This window comes from Nodularia sp. LEGE 04288, assembly GCF_963896525.1.
Lineage (GTDB): Bacteria > Cyanobacteriota > Cyanobacteriia > Cyanobacteriales > Nostocaceae > Nodularia.
Window position 1 is genome coordinate 89,403 of record NZ_CAWQOY010000105.1, and the last position, 18,414, is coordinate 107,816.

The window sequence follows — 18,414 nt, forward strand, 5'->3', positions numbered from 1 at the left end:
GAATCTGTTTTCAGTATTCAGTCTTTATCCTCATAAATTTTACTTTTTCTAGCTTTTTTTTATGCCTTTTTGCGGGACTTTAACCCAAACTAAACTTACCCAAAGTAGTGATACTGGCTAATCTTTTCGATTAACAGGTCTCAAATTATGTTTTTGGCAAATGAGAAGTTATTGATTATATCGAGATTAATACGTCTAACCTGCGTGATACTAACATAACCCCTCTAAAAAACCAAGTTAAGTTTTTTATCAACTTTTATACAATACAAGGCGAATAGAGAACTCCGGAGAAATTAGTATAGTTGTGATATCATGTCCCTTAGATGTGACGAACCTAAGATTACATAAGAGACGAAAGTCTTATGGTAAGCGAGTTTTCAAGTAATTGTGGGATAAACCCACGCCCCACCACGTCCAACGGAAAAGTGGATTACAGGGCGAAGTAGTACAGGTAGTTTAATGTAATAAAACCGTAAGGTACGCGAGATGCGAATAGCCAAAACCCTATTGAATATCATTGCTACTGCAAAATCAATTGATACGGGAACGGTGATGATTAGTTTGGAGACGGTGCTGGGAAAATTGCCAATCATGGTAACTCGCGGGCTACCTACCCTAAACCCCTACTACAAGCACTGTTTTGCCCTGGAAGGGTGGAGCAGTAATCCTCCCCCTCGACCTGATCAATTTGAGAAAGTCGAAACATAATACATACAAATGCTCCAAATATTGCAATAATCAACCAAACTAAAAAAGAAGATCCTATTTTTATGCCAAAATCTAATCAAGAAAAGTGGATACTATACAGTACCTGTGATGAAGATTCATTCTCGGAGTTAAGAGCTTTAGATATTACATCAAATGACAAAGTACTCGCTGTCACAGGCAGCGGATGTCGAACTCTTAGCCTTCTTGCTTGCAATCCCAAATCCTTAATATCTGTAGATTACTCACCTGGTCAAAATTATTTGCTCGAATTGAAACTAGCAGCTATTCGGGCTTTATCATATGACCAGCTACTTCAGTTTTTTGGTGTAGAAGATTGCTCTAATCGGTGGGAGATATTTTCCTCATTTGAAGATAAAATATCTCCTCAAGCATTTGCTTATTTTAGTGCCAATCGGTGGGCAATTCAAAAGGGAATTCTGCTTTCAGGACGGCATGAATTATTTTACGTTAGATTCGTTGCGCCGTTAATGCGTCTACTTTATGGTAGACAATTTGAGCAGATTGCTCACGCTTCTACCTTAGAAGAGCAGCGTGAAATTTTCAATAAACATATCTCTGGTTTTTTCTGGAATTCTCTGATTCGTACTGGCTTTTCACCCTTGTCAATCAGCCTCATTCTCAACGATCCCAACTATATCGTAGAAATGAATGTAAATGTTGGCGATTACTTAATAGAACGATTGCATCACACTTTCAACAATCACTTAGTGCGGGATAATAACTGGACTAGTTTCATGTTCTATGGTAAATATCTGGGAAGGCGTTGTCTTCCTCATTTTTTACTGGAAGAAAATTATCATGCGATACGTAAAGCCACAACAAAATTCGAGATTGTGACAGGCAATTTGATCGAATATATGAAGAAAATGCCTGAGAAATCAATTGATAAGTATTCATTGTCAGATGTCACAAGTTGTATTGACGGAGAGACGTTTAAAGCTTTAATAAACGAAGTAATTAGAACCGGAGAAAACCAAGGAAAATTATGCTATCGGAATTTTCTGAATAAGCAATTAATTCCATCTGATTTAGAAGATACTCTCCAGCGAGATAATGAGTTAGCCGACGCGCTCTATCACGATGATTTAGCATTTGCGTATAGTTTTGAGATAGCGCAAATTAACAAAATAGAAAACCAAGTTAGAGAAACTAGAACAGTAGCTGGGATTAGTTAGTACAGATCATTTGAGGTAATATTTAGAGAGTCTGGATTATGTGCTTGAATCAAAATTTCCGAATTCACCCAATTCCTAATAGCTGGTATCGTGTTTGTTTTAGTAAAGACCTGCGTCCAGGGGAAGTTAAGCCACTGCGTTACTTCAACAAGGATATCGTTCTCTTCCGCACAGAAAGTGGTGAAGCCTGTGTCTTTGATGCTCATTGTCGCCATTTGGGAGCGCATTTAGGTCACGGAGGAGAGGTAAGAGGTGAAGGTATCCAATGTCCCTACCACGGTTGGATTTGGCATAAAGAAGGATACTGCAATCATGTTCCTTACCCTCACACTGGTAATAATCCAACTGTTCAACTTGGCAAATGGCCAGTAGCTGAACTTAATGGTACAGTCTACGCTTACTACCACAGTGAAGGAAAACCTCCTACTTGGGAAATGCCCGAATTTCCTGAATTTTCTGGTGGAGAGTGGGTATCTGCAATCCAAATGTATAAACGCAACGTTGCCTGCTCTATACAAGAAATTGCCGAAAATAATTCAGATACTGCACATTTCAGCCATTTACATGGGACAAGGTTTGGTAAAGTCCTCAGCGAATCTCTGGAATTAGATGGATTGATACGTACTCATATTGCCTCTTATGAAGTTCGGATACCCCTTTTATCTAGATTGCTGGGGATCAACGAATTTCATACTACATATCAACAGTATGGATTGGGTTGCAATCGAAATCTTGTCTCTCTGAAAGCCAATGGAAAAACAGTACTAGAATGGCGACTTGTTTGTATGCATACGCCAATTGATAAAGAAAATGCCGAAGCCCTATGCGTGACAAAATTGAAGAAATTCATTAATGTTCCCTTTACCCGTTTCTTGGTAGAACTATTGACGAAAAAAGCTTGCGAAGAAGTTGATAAGGATGCAATGGTCTGGGATCACAAAATTTTTCTGGAGAATCCTCCTTTGTACAAAGAAGAACACAGTATTAATCAGTTCCGAGAATGGGTTGAACAATTTTACTAAATTCAGCTGCAACAGGAAACGATATCACTACCCCCTTGCAAGAAAAATCTAAAAATGCATTTTTTACACAAAGAACGTGCTACTCTCGAAAAGTTTCTCCCAACCCTTGATGAGCAACTTCAAAAACAATCTCTTCTGGAGATGGAAGCTACAGGAAGTCCGGCGTTACCAATTTTTCGTCAACTTGGCGGTCCAGGATTGTTGATTCCACGGGAATATGGAGGGTCTGGTGTTACACCTTTGCAACTGACTCACATTCAGCGAGCGATTGGTAGTCGTTCACCTTCTTTAGCGATCGCTGCAAATATGCATCATTGCACAGTAGCAGCTTTGCTAGAAAGCATTGCCGATGAATCCGTTGGGGAGTTTATTAGGGCGGTTGCAGAGAACAATCTCTATTTGGCTTCAGGCTTTGCTGAAGGAAAAACAGATGTAAGTATCTTGTTACCAACTATGAAGTGCCAGCGAGTGGCCGATGGTTTACTAGTTAGTGGGAGCAAAAAGCCTTGTAGCTTGTCCATATCAATGGATTTTCTGACCGCAAGTGCCATTGTTCCCGGTAAATCAGGAGATGAAGATCAGTTAGCATTAGTGATCATCGCAGCTGATTCACCAGGGATAGAGCGTAAACCTTTCTGGAATACTTGGGTTCTGCGTGGAGCCGAAAGCGATGAAATAATCTTAAACGAAGTATTTGTCCCAGAGGAATTTATTTACTATTTAGGTAAACCAGAGGACTTAGGAAACATCCTGGCTAAGGCGTTTATTTGGGTTGAGTTATTTTTATCAGCTTCCTATCTAGGTACAGCTAGCGCCCTTGTTGAGCGGGTAATAGCAGAACGTAAAGGTAACCCTAGCGATCGCGCATTGGTGGCAATTGAAGTCGAAGGAGCAATGGCAGGACTCGAAGCTGTGGCAAATTCGATTATGCTTGGTGGGAACAGCGACACTGACGTTGCACAATCTTTATTTGTCCGTTATTCAGTCCAACGTGCTATAGAACGAGTCGTCGAAACATCCGCAGAGTTACTGGGTGGTATAGCGTTTATTAGTTCTGGAGAAGTTGCTTATTTGCTAGCAGCTTCCAGAGCGCTTGCGTTCCATCCACCTTCACGTCTGAGTATGGCATCTTATTTAGATGACTACTTAGCGGGTGGGCCTTTAATGATGCCTTAATTTCACGAAACGCAATGTAAATTCGCTGGAATAGGCTTGTATTTGCGTTTTATGGTGAAAGTATAAATGCTAACTAGTGATAGTTATTCCGCCAACCTACTTAAATAATTCCCATGAATCAGGTCATTACAACGATTACAAATAGCAGTTGTATAAGCAACAACAACAACTTCTCCAATTTGGTTGATCTTTTACGCTATAGAGCTTTACATCAATCAAATCAAATTGCTTTCACGTATTTAGAAGATGAAGAAGGACTAGAGTCAACTTTAACTTATCAGCAACTAGATACTAAAGCTAGAAGTATTGCTGTATATTTGCAGAATATATCAACTCCAGGAGATAGAATTTTATTACTTTATCCACCAGGACTTGATTATATAGCAGCCTTTTTTGGATGTCTTTACGCAGAGTTAATTGCGATTCCTCTTTATTCGCCGAGAAATAACCGCAAGATGTCTCGGATTCAGTCAATTATGGAGGATTCTCAAGCACAAATCGCTTTGACAAATAATCAATCTCTTATCAATGTACAAACATTATTAAATCATGCTCCTGATTTGAAAAAACTACAATGGTTAGCAACTGACAAAATTGATGAAAATCTAGCTGACCAATGGCAGTCCAAATCAATCAGCAGTGTTTCTATTGCTTATCTTCAATACACATCTGGTTCTACTTCAACACCTAAAGGAGTAATGATTAGTCATGAAAATGCTTTATGTAACTCAGCAGAAATAGCCATTTCATGGAGAACAGGGACTGATAGTATTCTCGTATCATGGTTACCTCACTTTCATGATTTTGGACAAATATACGGAGTGATTCAACCAATATATAATGGGTTCCCATGTATATTTATGTCACCTGACTCATTTGTTCAAAAACCAATTCGATGGCTCAAAGCCATCTCCGACTACAAAGCTACTCACAGTGGCGCACCAAATTTTGCTTATGATTTATGCGCTGACAAAATCAAACCAGAACAACGGGAAAATCTAGACCTCAGTAGTTGGGAGGTGACTGTAAATGGTGCAGAACCAATAAGAAGTCAAACATTGGAAGAATTCTATCAAGCTTTTGCACCTTATGGTTTCCGTTGGAGTACTTTCTACCCTGGTTATGGACTAGCAGAAGCAACACTGAAAGTGTCATCTGCTAAAAAGGACGACTTGCCAACAATGTTAACTATTCAAGCAGATTCACTGGCAAAAAATTTAATTGTAGAAGCATCAGAAGACGAACAGTTTGTCAAGACATTAGTTGGATGTGGTAGTACTGTATTAAACGCAAAAGTTGTCATTGTCGATACTGAATCTCTCACTCAATCTCCATCTGGTCAAGTTGGTGAAATTTGGGTATCAGGTCCTAGTATTGCTCAGGGATATTGGGGACGACTTGAAGAAACTCAGCGCACATTTGAAGCTTATCTAACTGATAATGGCGAGGGACCCTTCTTGCGAACAGGTGATTTGGGTTTTGTCAAAGATGGCGAGTTATTTATCACAGGTCGAATTAAAGATTTGATAGTCATCCGAGGTAGCAATCACTATCCTCAGGATATCGAGCTAACAGTTGAAGAAAGTCACCCCAGCCTACGTTCAGGATATAGCGCTGTCTTTAGCATTGATGAGAATGAGCAAGAAAGACTTGTGATTGCTTGTGAAATTCAGCGTAGTTACCTGCGTAAGTTAGACGCTGATCAAGTAATTCAAGCCATACGCAAAGCAGTATCCAAAGAACACGAACTAGAGGTATACGCTGTATTACTGCTAAGAACAGGTAACATTCCTAAAACCTCCAGTGGCAAAATTCAACGTCAGGCTTGTCGTACTCAATTTTTAAACAACCAATTAAATGTCGTACAAGAGTGGAAAGAGCAGTTACACAAACAAATAATAAATGAAGGTAAATCTCCCATGCAAAATAACTTATCCAACATCATCAAGCTAGGTATTCAAGATTGGCTGATTTCGTGGATTGCCAAAGAGAGAAACTTAGATATAAAAGAAATAGACCCCAATGAATCTCTTACTCATTATGGTCTTAGTTCCTTAGATAGTATGAATTTACATGGAGATTTAGAGACTTGGCTTGGCTATTCAATTGTTCCTGATTGGTTGTGGGATTTTCCATCGATTGATGCATTAGCCAAACAAATTTCTCAACCTCAAAATGTTGTTTCTGTCGCTAAAGTAGCATCATAACTGGCTTCGATAAATCCTTTAACCCTGAGCAATGCTAAGGAAGTTATTCAGCAAAACTATAGCTTCCAATGAACAACCGAAAACAATTTTTGTCTTCTTTCCATAAAATCACATGAAAATTGAAGCAATCAAGGCGGCTTTGCCGACCAAAAAACTGACAAATGATGATATTTTGGCATTGATTGAGGAATATAGCAAACCAACCTTTACAGGAGATTTAAAGGCAGCTTTAAGTAAAATCAATTTTTTCCTTCGCTATTCAGGTTCAGATACCCGTCATTGGTTAGACAAAGACGAAAGGCCAATTGATTTAGTAGCTCGTGCTTTTCAAGAAGCAATTACGGAGGCAAACTGCGATAAAGATGACATAGATTTACTGGTCTATACAGGTATTGGTCGAGGATTTATAGAACCAGCAGCAGCCTACCACATTGCAGCTAGTCTGGGATTGCAAAAAGCAGAGTGTTTTGATATCCTCGATGCTTGCATGAGTTGGACTCGTACACTGAACATAGTCCACTCACTACTTCAAACGGGTCGTTACAAACGAGCTTTGATCGTTAACGCCGAATGCAATATGCGTTTCGGTGGACCAGTTTTTCCGACTGTTTTCCAACTGCCCAATGTTGAAGCTATTGAATGGTCTTTTCCGGCTTATACTTTGGGAGAAGCAGCGACAGCAACAATTCTTTCCTGCGATCCAGATCGAGAATGGGAATTTCACTTTAAATCTCGTCCAGACCTGGCAGATTTGTGCAACGTACCTTTAGATGGATACGAAGGTTATTGCACACCTTCTCAGCGTATTGGTTTAAATGGCATTAACAAATTTACCTCTTTTGGAGTTGAGTTGCACGCCAATGCATTTCCGGAGTTCATCAATATCTTTAAATGCTTAAAAGCTCCGATTGAGGAGATTCGGGCAATTTTCCCCCATGCATCGTCAAAAAGAGAATGGGACAAAGTTGCCGAAGCATTAAACCTCAAACATCTCCTTTGGCATATTTATCCAACTTATGGAAATCTCGTCTCTGCTTCTGTACCCACAGGTATAGCGTCAGCGATCGCAGCCGGACAGATTAAGCGGGGAGATCGGATTGCCGGTTGGGTTGGTAGTGCAGGTATGTCTTTTTGCGCCTATTCATTTATCTATTAATTAAGAGCTAATCAGAGGAGTATTGCTTCCCTTTACCTCCTCATCTTCTCTTTAAAATAGCAAATCATTAATTAACAAGAGGTTAAACAGTTAATGTTGTTGCAACTTTTCAGGTTTATTGGCTTAACTTTCATTTACCTCTGTGGATATTTTCTGACTACTATAGGTAAAAATAAAGAAGAGCGCATCTTAAAACAAGGGCAATGGATTTATCGGTATTTCCTCCAGATGGGACCAGTCTACATCAAAATTGGACAAATCTTAGCAACACGTTCCGATTTGATTCCAGAAAATTGGGTACAAATATTGCGAGAACTGCAAGATAATGTACCTTCTATGTCTGAAGCTGATACAAGGAAAATTATTACCAAAGATTTGCCTCTGGCATTTGAAAACGTTTTTAGTGAATTTTCCTTTCAGCCACTAGCTAGTGGTTCGATTGCTCAAGTCCATAGCGCCACCTTGTTAACTGGTCAAAAAGTCGCTGTCAAAGTTGTTAAGAAAAATGTTCGTAATCAACTGAAACAAAATCTGGATATTATCCAGTTCTTTGTTGCCATCCTTGATTTTTTAGTTACATCTGTACGAGAACTAGGTTTACCAAAGCGTCTGCAAGAATTAAGAAATTTGCTGATTATTCAAGCAGACATGAAGCAGGAGGCTCAAAAGCAGGAAGAAGTATATAACAACTTTAAAAATCACCCTTATGTTAAGGTTCCTGCGATTATTAAAGACCTTTCTACTTCTAACTTATTGTTTATGGAGTTCATGGAAGGAATCCCAGGAAAAGATGTTCATAAAGTTGAATTAAAACGCAATCTTCTTGCTCAACGTTTCCAAGATACTATTTATACTATGCTTTATATGCATGGGTTATGTCATGGAGACCCCCATCCTGGAAATATCTTTTTTACAAAAGATGGCTCGATTATCCTTCTAGACTATGGCATTACTGTTCAACTTAGCGAAGATGAAAAATGGGGGTTATCATCTTTTTACTACGCTTGTACTCGTAAGGAATGGGATGTAGCTGTAGAGCGTTTTACTCAGCACTTTGTCACAGATAAAGACTACATTAGTCAAAATTTGAGTCAGTACGCGGAAGAAATTCAAAGCGTTTTGCAATATCACTTTGATATCAGTACAACTCAATGGTCAACAGTTAGTTATTTCCAAGATGTTAGCAAGATATTGCGTAAGTATCGCGCACGGTACACAACTAATTTTACAAAAGTTGAGTTGGTATTTTTATCTTGTGAAGGCTTTGCGAGTCAAATAGATCCAAATATTGATATTTGGGAGAATGCGCGTAAGTTTACAGACCGTTATTCTCCTTATATGAATCCAGAAGTCAAAGAAACTTTCGATGCTTATTTTCAAAAAACGGCTCCTTCCTCTTTAGCAATGCGCGATCGCGCCAACAATTCCTTAGTCGCACCTACTCACATTAATCGATATTTTTTCCCCAGCACTTATCCAGTATTTGTCAAAAAGGCTGATAAAAGCAAAATTGAAGACCTTGATGGTAATGTTTTCGTAGACATATCATGCGGTTACGGTCCTCATCTCTTAGGCTACGCCCATCCTGTCATTAACCAAGCAATTTCTGAAGCTATTGCCAACGGATTTGTCAACGCAATTGGGCATGAAGCGGAATTAACACTAGCCGAAATACTTGTTGAGGCTTTACCAGGTGCTGAGAAAGCAATTCTTTCCAACTCAGGAACAGAATCCATTTTACAAGCAATGCGTCTGTGCCGGGCTTATAGAAAGAAAGATCGAGTCGCGAAGTTTGAGGGACACTATCACGGATTTTCAGACCAAGGAATGGTTAGTTCCTGGTTCCGCTTTACAGGTGAAAAGTTCGATCCTCAGCCGATTGCCGGAACTCAAGGAACTGACAGTGCGACAGTCAAAAATACTCTGGTTTTGCAATACGGTTATATTGAAGGTTTGGAGCGATTGCGCTCAGAAGCATCTGAACTAGCCTGTGTTATTTGCGAACCAATGCCTTCATTACTAGCTAGTTACGACGTTGATTTTCTCACAAAACTGAGAGCAATATGTACAGAGTTAGACATTCCTCTAATTTTTGATGAAGTTGTTTCGGGATTTCGGGTAGCTTATGGCGGCGTACAAAACCTTGCAGGAATTATCCCTGATTTGACCTGTTTAGGTAAAGTAATTGGAGGAGGACTTCCCTGTGGTGCAGTGGTTGGTAAAAAGAAACTGATTGACATTGGTAAAAGTTCTCAAGACCCCTTCTGTGACTATGAAAAGAAAGCCTTTGTTGGCGGCACGATGAGTGGAAACTCAATAACTTGTCTTGCCGGAACAGCTGCATTAACTTATCTCAAAGAACATCCGGAAATATATGTAAAACTTGACAATAACACTAATTGGCTTGGACAAAAACTCCTAGAAATTGGTCGCTCTCACGGTGTACCAATCCAAGTAAAAGCAAATCGGTCCATTTTTTCTTTGACATTTAGTCACAAATCTGCTACATACTTCCGAGAAAAGCAATCTGGTAGTAATTTTAAAGTCAATCTTGCTTTAGCATATTATATGCGTAAACACGGCATTTATATGCCCGAACTCCACACCTTAATGTTGAGCGCAGCCCACACCCAAGAAGACTTAGAACTTATTTGTACTGCCTTCAATTTAAGTTTGCAGGAAATGTTAGAAGATGGTTTCTTTACACTTTAAGTTTAGTTAGTGAATCAGAGATAAAGTCTCATGGAGAGATAAGAAGCTGATTCTCTATTCCTTATTCCCCTTTTTTCAAAAAATACTGAGATTATTTTATGAACTTACTAAAATCTTCCCCACAATCTACTCGTAAATGTAAAGTTGCTGTCATTGGTGCTGGTGCTAGTGGTATTGCTACAGCAAAATGTCTTGTTGAAGATGGTCACGAACCTACTGTTTTTGAAAGCAGCGATCAAGTTGGTGGTGTTTGGGTCTTTAAAAATACTAGCGGACGAGCTTTTAGTACGGTTCACTTTCAACATTCAAAGTATGTTAGTGTTTTCTCCGATTATCCTATGTCGATGGAGAGCAGTGAGTTTCCTCACCATACAGAAGTTCTTCAATATCTCAATGACTACGTAGACCACTTTGATATTAGGAAACATATCAAATTCAATACAGCAGTAGATAAAGTTTGCAGAAAGGATGATTATTGGGAGGTTACCGTCAGAATAGCTGAAGGTCAATCTACCTTCAAGTTTGATGCGATCGCTGTTTGTAGCGGTATTTATAATGATGCAAGATTGCCAAATTTTCCTGGCGAAGAAAAATTTCAAGGAATGATCATGCATTCCAAAGATTATAAAGAGCCTTCAATTTTTGCAGGAAAAAATGTTCTAATTGTTGGCAATGGACCAAGCGGAGTTGATATTGCAGTCACGGCATCTTATAGCTCTAATAAAGCAATTTGGAGTTACCGTAAAAATCGTTGGTTACTTCCCAGATACTGCGAAAGAATACCCTTCGATTTTATCGTTACTCGCCTGAATAAACATATCCCTTTCCGTCACCAAATTTTATCTTTGGTTCACATTAAAAAGTTTTACCCGATTATGTTAGATCACCAGGCTTGTGGTGTTAAGCCAAATGTTGGTCCTGAGAAATCTGGCCCTGTTTTTAACGAAGATGCCTTAAACCGCATCCGGCTGGGAGCAATCAAAACAAAACCAAATATTGCACATTTTGAAGAAAATAAAGTTGTATTTGAAGATGGCAGCAGCGAATTAGTAGATATCGTTGTGTATGCCACAGGCTACCAAGTTAATATTCCTTTTATGAAAGAATATTTAGGTGAAGACCATCAAAAAAACTTAAATCTTTATAAGATGGTATTTCCCCCGGAATTACCCAACTTTGGCTTTATTGGATTTGTTTACGGAAACGTAATATTTCCCACCTCTGAACTGCAAGCACGTTGGTTTTCTAAAGTCATTTCTGGTGAAGTTGATTTACCATCAAAAGCAGCAATGGAAGAGCAAATCCAAGCCCACAGAAAACATCAGGAAGAAGGCTGGCTTGACAGTGCATACCGCAGCTTGCGCGTTTCAGCTTTTGACTACATGGATGACATCGCCAAGGAAATTAACGCCCTGCCTAAAGTTTGGGAAAACTGGAAAATTTTGAAGGAGATTTTCGCCGGTCCAATGATGGCCACACAATTCAGGCTTAATGGACCTCATAAATGGGAAGGCGCTACGTCTTGGCTCAAAAAAGTACCCAAGCTAGTTCGGAAGTAAGTTAATAGTATAGGACTAATATTTGATATTTGAAATATTACTTGGTTTGGGCATTGCCTACACTACTTAAAATTTTTCAAATATCATTGATGATTCCTAATATAATAAGTTGTGTAATGGTATTAGGGACTTCTAGCGATATTCAGGAGTTGGATGATGATTTATAACCAATTTTTGAGCATATCTAAAGCTATTTTTAGCTTACTAATCTATGGTTTTTTGTTGATTGATATACCGCTTTTAGGTTGGGGTATTGATGACTTGACAGAATTTTTTGCAAATCCAGTTAGAGTTATTTTCTTATTGGTTGCAATTTTTATGAGTATCGTTTATGCCTGGTTTATGCCTAAAAATACTTTGAGTGACGGAGTTAAAGATAAACTGGTCAATCGCCAAAAAGTCATGTTATGGTTGAGCATCCTTCTTTACGTGATCATGTTTAGCTTCTTGCCATACTGCGATCATTACAACCTATGGCAAATTAAAGCTGAAAATTATTTAAGATATGTTGGGCTAGTAATTTTTACTATTGGTGTAATTTTCTCCTTTTGGGGTCCAATACACCTCGGTCAACAATATAGTTTCAATTTGACACTTCAAGAAGACCATAAATTAGTTACAGATGGACCATTTAGCTATATACGCCACCCTCGTTATCTGGGTTTGATTCTTTGGATTTTAGGAGTTTCACTCATCTACCTTTCAATTGCGGGTTTAGTAATAACTGGGGTAATGACGTTGTTGCTGGCATGGCGGATTTATGATGAAGAAAACTTACTCCAGCAAGAGTTTGGTCAACAATGGACAAATTATTGTCAGCAAACGAAGCGGATAATTCCGTTGATTTATTAGAGTGAAGAATATAAAATTATCTTGACTAATCACTTAACAGCAAAAACAACTTCAATAATCGGCGTTGCTGATTGCAATATGAATTAACTACATAGAACAATTCTTCAAGATATTAATGATTTTTTGGAGTTCAAAAATGGCAATTCTCAAACTAGAAGATGGTACTTTCCACACTGATTTAATTAACATTTCCCAGGAGTTAGCCCCCCTTAATATTCAACTTAATCGCTGGACTGTTGCAGATAACCGCGAACTCAAACGATTATTGGCACAGGATAGCCTCAACGAAGATGAAAAGGAACAAGTCCTCAAAGCTTTAGATAGTTATTTTGAGCAACTACAACAGACAGCAGGCTATAAAACTCGTGATTTAGTTGTGCTTCATCAAGGGATTCCCAATCTTGATATGTTAATGGCAAAGTTTGACCAAATTCATACACATGCAGATGATGAAGTCCGCTACGTCATTGATGGAGAAGCGATTTTTGGCTTGGTACGTCCTGATGGTAGTCAAGCAGAACTGACAGTACAACCAGAAGAATATATTAACGTCCCAGCCGGAACTGAACATTGGTTTTATCTTACTCCAGCAAAACGGGTGAAAGCAGTACGCTATTTCATTACCACAGAAGGTTGGACACCCCAATATACAGGGACACAAATTCGTATTCGCCAACCCATAGAAAGATGAAAAAAAACAGGGAATAGGGAATACTAAGCTTGGCAGGAGAACAGATGAAGCGGATAGATACAGAACTAATCGCCAAGGTGCAGGTGATGGATAAGTACCCAGCTGATGAGAAGATAGCGATCGGTGACTCTATTACCGACTTAAATATGGGATTGCAAGCAGCTGTTGTATTTGCACGCTCTCCCTTAGCAGAATATTTAGATGAACACCAAAAAGTCTATATTCGCTGGAATAATTTTTTAGAAATACGCGATCATTTAGCGAAATTGTGGAGTTAAACCTATGACCAGCCCCACAACAGCAGATCCTCGTTTGCAACTAATTGTAACTGCCCGTTATTTTTACCAACAAGGTTGGATGCTAGGAACTGCCGGTAACCTCTCAGCTCGTTTACCGGATGGTAGCTTCTGGATTACAGCCAGTGGTAAATCTAAGGGTGAGTTATTACTAAGCGATTTTGTTCGCATAGCTCCAGATGGCAAATTAGAAGCATCAGCATCTAATTTGCAGCCTTCAGCTGAAACGTCTATTCATCAGCTAATTTACCGTCTGTTTCCAGAATCACAAGTTTGTTATCATATACATTCAATTGAGGGCAATTTGGTTTCTCGCCTGGTTGCAGGGGATAGTTTACCTTTACCACCACTAGAAATGCTCAAAGGTTTGGGAGTTTGGCAAGAAAACCCCTGTTGTGTAATGCCAATTTTTACCAATCATCTGGAAGTTTCCCAGATTGCTGCTGATATTGAAAAACGTTTTGCCGTAACTCCACCGCAAATACCAGCATTACTAATTCGTGATCATGGTATTACAGTTTGGGCTGCTTCAGGAGAAGCATCTCGTAATTATATAGAGTTATTAGAGTACATCTTTCGCTACATGGTAGTCGCCAGTAGGCTAGACGTATTACCCAATAAATAATCTTCTTACGGAAATTAAGTAAAATTAGTTGACTGAATGTAACCGTGATCTCAAAATTTATTTGCTCTTCTCGTAGAGTAAGCAAAGATTTATGCGGCGATTTTTTTAAATCATGCCTTTTTTCATTTTTGTTATGAGTAAAAATAAATAATACCTGGGCTAATTCTAAACAACAAAAACTTATCTCCTCCCTTGCTTGAATAGCTAATTAATCCTTCCCTTGCTTTTTTATTCCTTTGTCAGCAAACCCTAATTAATGAGCGTTGACCAATGACTAACCAAACTATTCATGTTGTAGCTCGTGTTGTGGCTTTACCAAATAAAGTAGAAGAACTGAAAGTTTTATTATTGGGATTGCTTGAACCAACTAGAAAAGAGACAGGTGTTATTAAATATGAACTTTTACAAAATCAATCTGATCCAACTGACTTTACTTTTGTAGAAGAGTGGGAATCTGGGGAAGCATTAGATAATCATTTAGCTTCAGCCCATATGCAAGCAGCTGTAGCCCAACTAGAAGGATTAACTGCTACACCACCGGATATTCGACGTTATCACCTCTGGGAGTAATGCGATTTTGTTGAGGGGGCGACAAGCATGGTCAAAACATTAGGTGAATCTCACACAAAGAAAAGGTTTCTGTCGCTTTAATTTGGCAGTTTACTGGGAAATAAAATATCGTAGAAAGCAAGAGAAAGAGTCTTGGTATTTCATTTATGTGTTGTTTCGGGAACAGAAGCAGCGATTCATCACAGTCACACATCTTGGATTAGTATTAACTGGGATGCCGTCAGAATATCTGTTGGATACTTTGGAACCGAAGGCTTAAGCTTCACTGATCGCAAAGCCCAAAACCCTGATTTATTCATGAACTCACCTGCTTTTAAAATATTTTTGGCGATCGCATCACCATCTAGATTTTGCAAATATTGACGCTCTACCTCACAAACTACAACTAATTGTTCTTGATTATTAATATCAACCGAGAACGCAGCACTAGCACTAAATGTAAGGGACTTCTAAGGAATAAAATCCCCAATTTTTCGGGTAGGTTATGACGATAGTCCGTAACCCACCATCATCCTATCTGTAGTTTGATGAAATCAGTGAAATGACTTATTCTCAATGTATTTATTGATTTTACATTTCGTAACTTATGTTGATTTTTTCAGGTCAACTTACTTATAATTCATTGTGTAAATTTGATTATCTAAGGTTTCCCGATGTCAAATCCTCCCTCCACTGGAGTTCGCCCCGTCCATGCAATCGATGCTGACATGACGGTTACACCAGAACTTCTGAAAGCTCTGCAAGCTTTCCTTTCATTTATCGATGTCGGAGTAGGTATCCAGGAAATTTTTGATGTTGAGAATGCGTTAGCCAAGCAGGAAGTTCTTACTTCCCAGATTACCTATCTCAAGTCTCACCCTGAAATCGCGCAACTTTTTGAAGAACGATATATTGGACCAACTCCCGATCTACAAGAATTACTCCAGCTGCCTGAAGATTCGTTAGGCTTTACCTATGCCTCTAACCTGCGAGCCGTAAACTATCAGCAAGATTTTTTTCCCGAAGTCGAGGTTAAAGATGACCAGAGCTATTACGTTCAGCGGATGCGACAAACCCATGATATTTGGCATACAGTTTCAGGATATGGCCTGACTGATTTTGGGGGAATTGGGCTTGCAGGATTTCAATTTGCAAACAACCGCGATCCGCTGGCAGTAATACTGATTGCCGGAGCGATCCTGAATCTGATCAAGACGCAGAGCGATTACTTGAACCCGATTATACTTGTGATTCAGCAGGGCTATCATGCAGGGTATAAAGCAAAACCCTTTCTGGGGCAGAAGTGGGAAGAGGCTTGGGAAAAGCCGCTAGCCGAGTGGAGATCGGAGTTAAATGTTTCTCCGCTAAGATATCAAAGCTTTCAGGAGGCCGCACTCGCAGCAGTCTAAGCTGATCCGCAGACTTTTGGAAAACTTAGTGTTCAAACACTGCACCCACTCGTGTAGTGAAAAAAAACTACTCTGGGGAGAAACTAGCATCTTCGCTGCCTCCATATAATATCGGACTTACGCATTGACAGAAGTAATTAAATATGTGTATGGATTTTCAGGCATTCAAGTTTGATTTTTTCACCGTTAGCTAGCGATCGCTAGTGAGCTAAAGCTATTAGCCAATAGCCTGAAATCAGGGATTTTCGTTGCTACACATGATAGTCATTTTGTACAGTGCGTAAGTCCTATAATACTGCTTTCTAGTTTGAGTTTTATGACCAACACCTGTATATAATGGGGCTGTTGATGGCGGCTTGATACTCAGGGTAAATATTTAGGTTAAGCCCGCAACCAGAAGCAATACACACCAAGGAGATACCGATGTCCGAGCTGAAGACCGAATTCTTGTTCGAGTTAAGAATACAGATTCAACCGCCGATGGATGTCGGACAAGGCCCCGATGGCCACCGCATGATCTTTATGTCCAAGTCTGGAAATTTCGAGGGAGCGAAACTCCGAGGTGAGGTTATCCCTATGTCCGGTGGCGATTGGTCTAGAATCAGGGCTGACGGGTCCGGCGCGATCGACGTTCGTCTATGTCTCAAGACTGATGACGGAGCGACCATTCTCATGACTTATGGCGGACGGATGATCGCCAGCCCAGAAAACTTTGAGTATGCGGTGGATTATTTAAAGCCGGACGATCCCAAAGGCGCAGAGGAGCGATACTATTTCAGGACTAATCCTGTATTCGAGACAGGTGATGAGCGGTACGCATGGCTGAATAATATCATCACAATCGGCAAAGGACGCACTGGTGAAGGCGGCGTAATTTACGAAATCTATGCAGTGAATTAGGTATTGCAACGAGATTGTGGCGCGGCTATTAGGGGCGTGAGTAGCAACGTAGGTTTAAGGCTGCGCGATTTGGAGAGCGATGGCGTAGCCCGCCGCAGATATCGCTCTCGCAAATTTTCAGAAAGATTCCGCTAAAACTGGAATACCCACAAGTGTTGCTCCATAAGCATGAAAACCTGGAGCCGTGATTTGTGCTTCGTACCACAGGAATAAAACAGTTAAAGCTGAAAGAAATTAACCATTAATTTCACTGAATCTACAGAACCCACAATAGCAATTGCAGATGTAATGATTGTTTGTTATTGTAAAAGTTCATATTAATAATTACTCTCAATAATTTGTGAGTAAAAAAAGAACTCCTAGATGACTGGGAGTCTTTCCACAAGGAATATAAATAACTCCCATGACCGATATGATGGTGCAGGTCAAAAACCTGAGAAAGTATTTTGGCAAAAAAGAAGTATTGCGAGGAATTAACTTCTCCGCACCCACTGGATCAGTGCTGGGTATACTCGGACCAAACGGCGCAGGCAAAACTACAACTATTAATTGCCTCACGACTTTAATCAAACCAGATCAAGGTAGCGCTGCGATCGCAGGTTATGATGTCCTGAAGCAACCAGCGGCAGTCCGGTCATTAATTGGACTCACTGGACAATTTGCGGCTGTAGATGAACAACTCACCACTAGAGAAAATTTAGTATTTTTCGGGCGACTGTTGCGGCTATCGAAGGCTCGAACTGCACGCAGAGCAACGGAATTACTAGAGCAATTTGATTTAAAGGAAGCAGTAAATCTGCGCGTGAAGGAATTATCTGGTGGGATGCGAAGGCGGCTAGATTTGGCAGTCAGCATTATCACTGAGCCATTAGTATTATTTCTTGATGAACCTACAACTGGTCTTGACCCTCGCAGCCGTCACCAAGTATGGAATATGGTCAGAACATTACGGGAACAAGGAATGACAATTCTCCTGACCACCCAGTATCTAGAAGAAGCCGATGAGTTAGCTGACTGGATTGTAGTCATAGATCGTGGACAAGCGATCGCTCAAGGTACAGCCGACGAACTCAAAAACCGAGTTGGGGAAACCTTTTGTAAATTGCAACTTGCTTTTCCTGATGATGAGCAAAAAGTCCGGGAATCCCTAGCCGGCCTCGGTGAAATCACTGGTAAAAGTACTCTAACTCTTCCCGCCCCCCACGGCGTACAAACTTTATCTGAGGTCATCCGACGTGTGGAAGCAGTTGGTGTCACCCTCACCGACATTTCTCTACGTCGCCCCAGTCTAGATGATGTGTTTTTTGCCTTGACTGGTCACACCACAGACGAATCAGAAAAATCCTCTTGAATCTC

The 18,414-nt window shown here is 39.9% G+C and carries 16 protein-coding genes and 2 pseudogenes; 17 read left to right on the forward strand and 1 reads right to left on the reverse strand.

Annotated features, from left to right (window positions below):
* Positions 1 to 486 precede the first annotated feature (486 nt).
* From AACX33_RS11335 to AACX33_RS11410, 16 genes and pseudogenes are all read left to right on the forward strand, one after another.
* On the forward strand, positions 487 to 708 hold the full coding sequence (locus AACX33_RS11335; protein WP_194003087.1) for a hypothetical protein: 222 nt from the start codon (positions 487 to 489) through the stop codon (positions 706 to 708).
* Positions 709 to 770: 62 nt separating this feature from the next.
* On the forward strand, positions 771 to 1,904 hold the full coding sequence (locus AACX33_RS11340; RefSeq protein WP_194003085.1) for a DUF3419 family protein: 1,134 nt from the start codon (positions 771 to 773) through the stop codon (positions 1,902 to 1,904).
* Between the two features lie 44 nt (positions 1,905 to 1,948).
* Positions 1,949 to 2,926 (forward strand): Rieske 2Fe-2S domain-containing protein, encoded by a 978-nt coding sequence (locus tag AACX33_RS11345; RefSeq protein WP_194003083.1) that lies wholly within the window; start codon positions 1,949 to 1,951, stop codon positions 2,924 to 2,926.
* A 54-nt stretch (positions 2,927 to 2,980) separates the two neighbouring features.
* Positions 2,981 to 4,102, forward strand: a complete 1,122-nt coding sequence (locus tag AACX33_RS11350; protein WP_194003081.1) for an acyl-CoA dehydrogenase family protein — start codon at positions 2,981 to 2,983, stop codon at positions 4,100 to 4,102.
* A 113-nt stretch (positions 4,103 to 4,215) separates the two neighbouring features.
* A complete protein-coding gene (locus AACX33_RS11355) occupies positions 4,216 to 6,309 on the forward strand; it encodes an AMP-binding protein (RefSeq protein ID WP_194003079.1) in 2,094 nt (697 codons plus the stop codon).
* Positions 6,310 to 6,421: 112 nt separating this feature from the next.
* Positions 6,422 to 7,465: a 3-oxoacyl-[acyl-carrier-protein] synthase III C-terminal domain-containing protein gene (locus AACX33_RS11360; RefSeq protein WP_194003077.1), complete on the forward strand. Its 1,044-nt coding sequence runs from the start codon at positions 6,422 to 6,424 to the stop codon at positions 7,463 to 7,465.
* Positions 7,466 to 7,558: 93 nt separating this feature from the next.
* Positions 7,559 to 10,177: an aminotransferase class III-fold pyridoxal phosphate-dependent enzyme gene (locus tag AACX33_RS11365; RefSeq protein ID WP_194003075.1), complete on the forward strand. Its 2,619-nt coding sequence runs from the start codon at positions 7,559 to 7,561 to the stop codon at positions 10,175 to 10,177.
* Between the two features lie 98 nt (positions 10,178 to 10,275).
* A complete protein-coding gene (locus AACX33_RS11370; protein ID WP_194003073.1) occupies positions 10,276 to 11,736 on the forward strand; it encodes an NAD(P)-binding domain-containing protein in 1,461 nt (486 codons plus the stop codon).
* Positions 11,737 to 11,889: 153 nt separating this feature from the next.
* The gene (locus AACX33_RS11375; RefSeq protein ID WP_194003071.1) at positions 11,890 to 12,588 is read left to right on the forward strand and encodes a methyltransferase family protein; all 699 of its coding nucleotides are present in this window, start codon (positions 11,890 to 11,892) and stop codon (positions 12,586 to 12,588) included.
* 136 nt (positions 12,589 to 12,724) lie between these two features.
* Positions 12,725 to 13,279, forward strand: coding sequence for a 1,2-dihydroxy-3-keto-5-methylthiopentene dioxygenase (locus tag AACX33_RS11380; RefSeq protein WP_194003069.1), 555 nt, complete (start codon positions 12,725 to 12,727; stop codon positions 13,277 to 13,279).
* A gap of 59 nt (positions 13,280 to 13,338) precedes the next feature.
* Positions 13,339 to 13,557 (forward strand): annotated as a pseudogene (locus AACX33_RS11385) (2-hydroxy-3-keto-5-methylthiopentenyl-1-phosphate phosphatase); the annotation flags it as partial.
* Between the two features lie 4 nt (positions 13,558 to 13,561).
* The gene (gene mtnB, locus AACX33_RS11390) at positions 13,562 to 14,200 is read left to right on the forward strand and encodes a methylthioribulose 1-phosphate dehydratase (protein ID WP_194003067.1); all 639 of its coding nucleotides are present in this window, start codon (positions 13,562 to 13,564) and stop codon (positions 14,198 to 14,200) included.
* A 270-nt stretch (positions 14,201 to 14,470) separates the two neighbouring features.
* Positions 14,471 to 14,770 carry a putative quinol monooxygenase gene (locus AACX33_RS11395; RefSeq protein WP_194003065.1) on the forward strand — a complete coding sequence of 100 codons (300 nt, stop codon included), beginning with the start codon at positions 14,471 to 14,473 and terminating at the stop codon, positions 14,768 to 14,770.
* A 132-nt stretch (positions 14,771 to 14,902) separates the two neighbouring features.
* Complete coding sequence (locus AACX33_RS11400; RefSeq protein WP_194003063.1) at positions 14,903 to 15,133, forward strand: hypothetical protein; 231 nt, start codon at positions 14,903 to 14,905, stop codon at positions 15,131 to 15,133.
* A gap of 290 nt (positions 15,134 to 15,423) precedes the next feature.
* Positions 15,424 to 16,158, forward strand: a complete 735-nt coding sequence (locus AACX33_RS11405; RefSeq protein WP_194003061.1) for a Coq4 family protein — start codon at positions 15,424 to 15,426, stop codon at positions 16,156 to 16,158.
* A 423-nt stretch (positions 16,159 to 16,581) separates the two neighbouring features.
* Entirely contained in the window at positions 16,582 to 17,058 is a 477-nt protein-coding gene (locus tag AACX33_RS11410; RefSeq protein WP_194003059.1) for a DUF3237 domain-containing protein, read from the forward strand.
* A 120-nt stretch (positions 17,059 to 17,178) separates the two neighbouring features.
* On the opposite strand, the pseudogene AACX33_RS26500 reads toward AACX33_RS11410, so the two are convergent.
* Positions 17,179 to 17,271: pseudogene (locus AACX33_RS26500) on the reverse strand (penicillin acylase family protein); the annotation flags it as partial.
* A gap of 190 nt (positions 17,272 to 17,461) precedes the next feature.
* On the opposite strand from AACX33_RS26500, the gene AACX33_RS11415 reads away from it, so the two are divergent.
* A complete protein-coding gene (locus AACX33_RS11415; RefSeq protein ID WP_194003057.1) occupies positions 17,462 to 18,409 on the forward strand; it encodes an ATP-binding cassette domain-containing protein in 948 nt (315 codons plus the stop codon).
* Positions 18,410 to 18,414 lie beyond the last annotated feature (5 nt).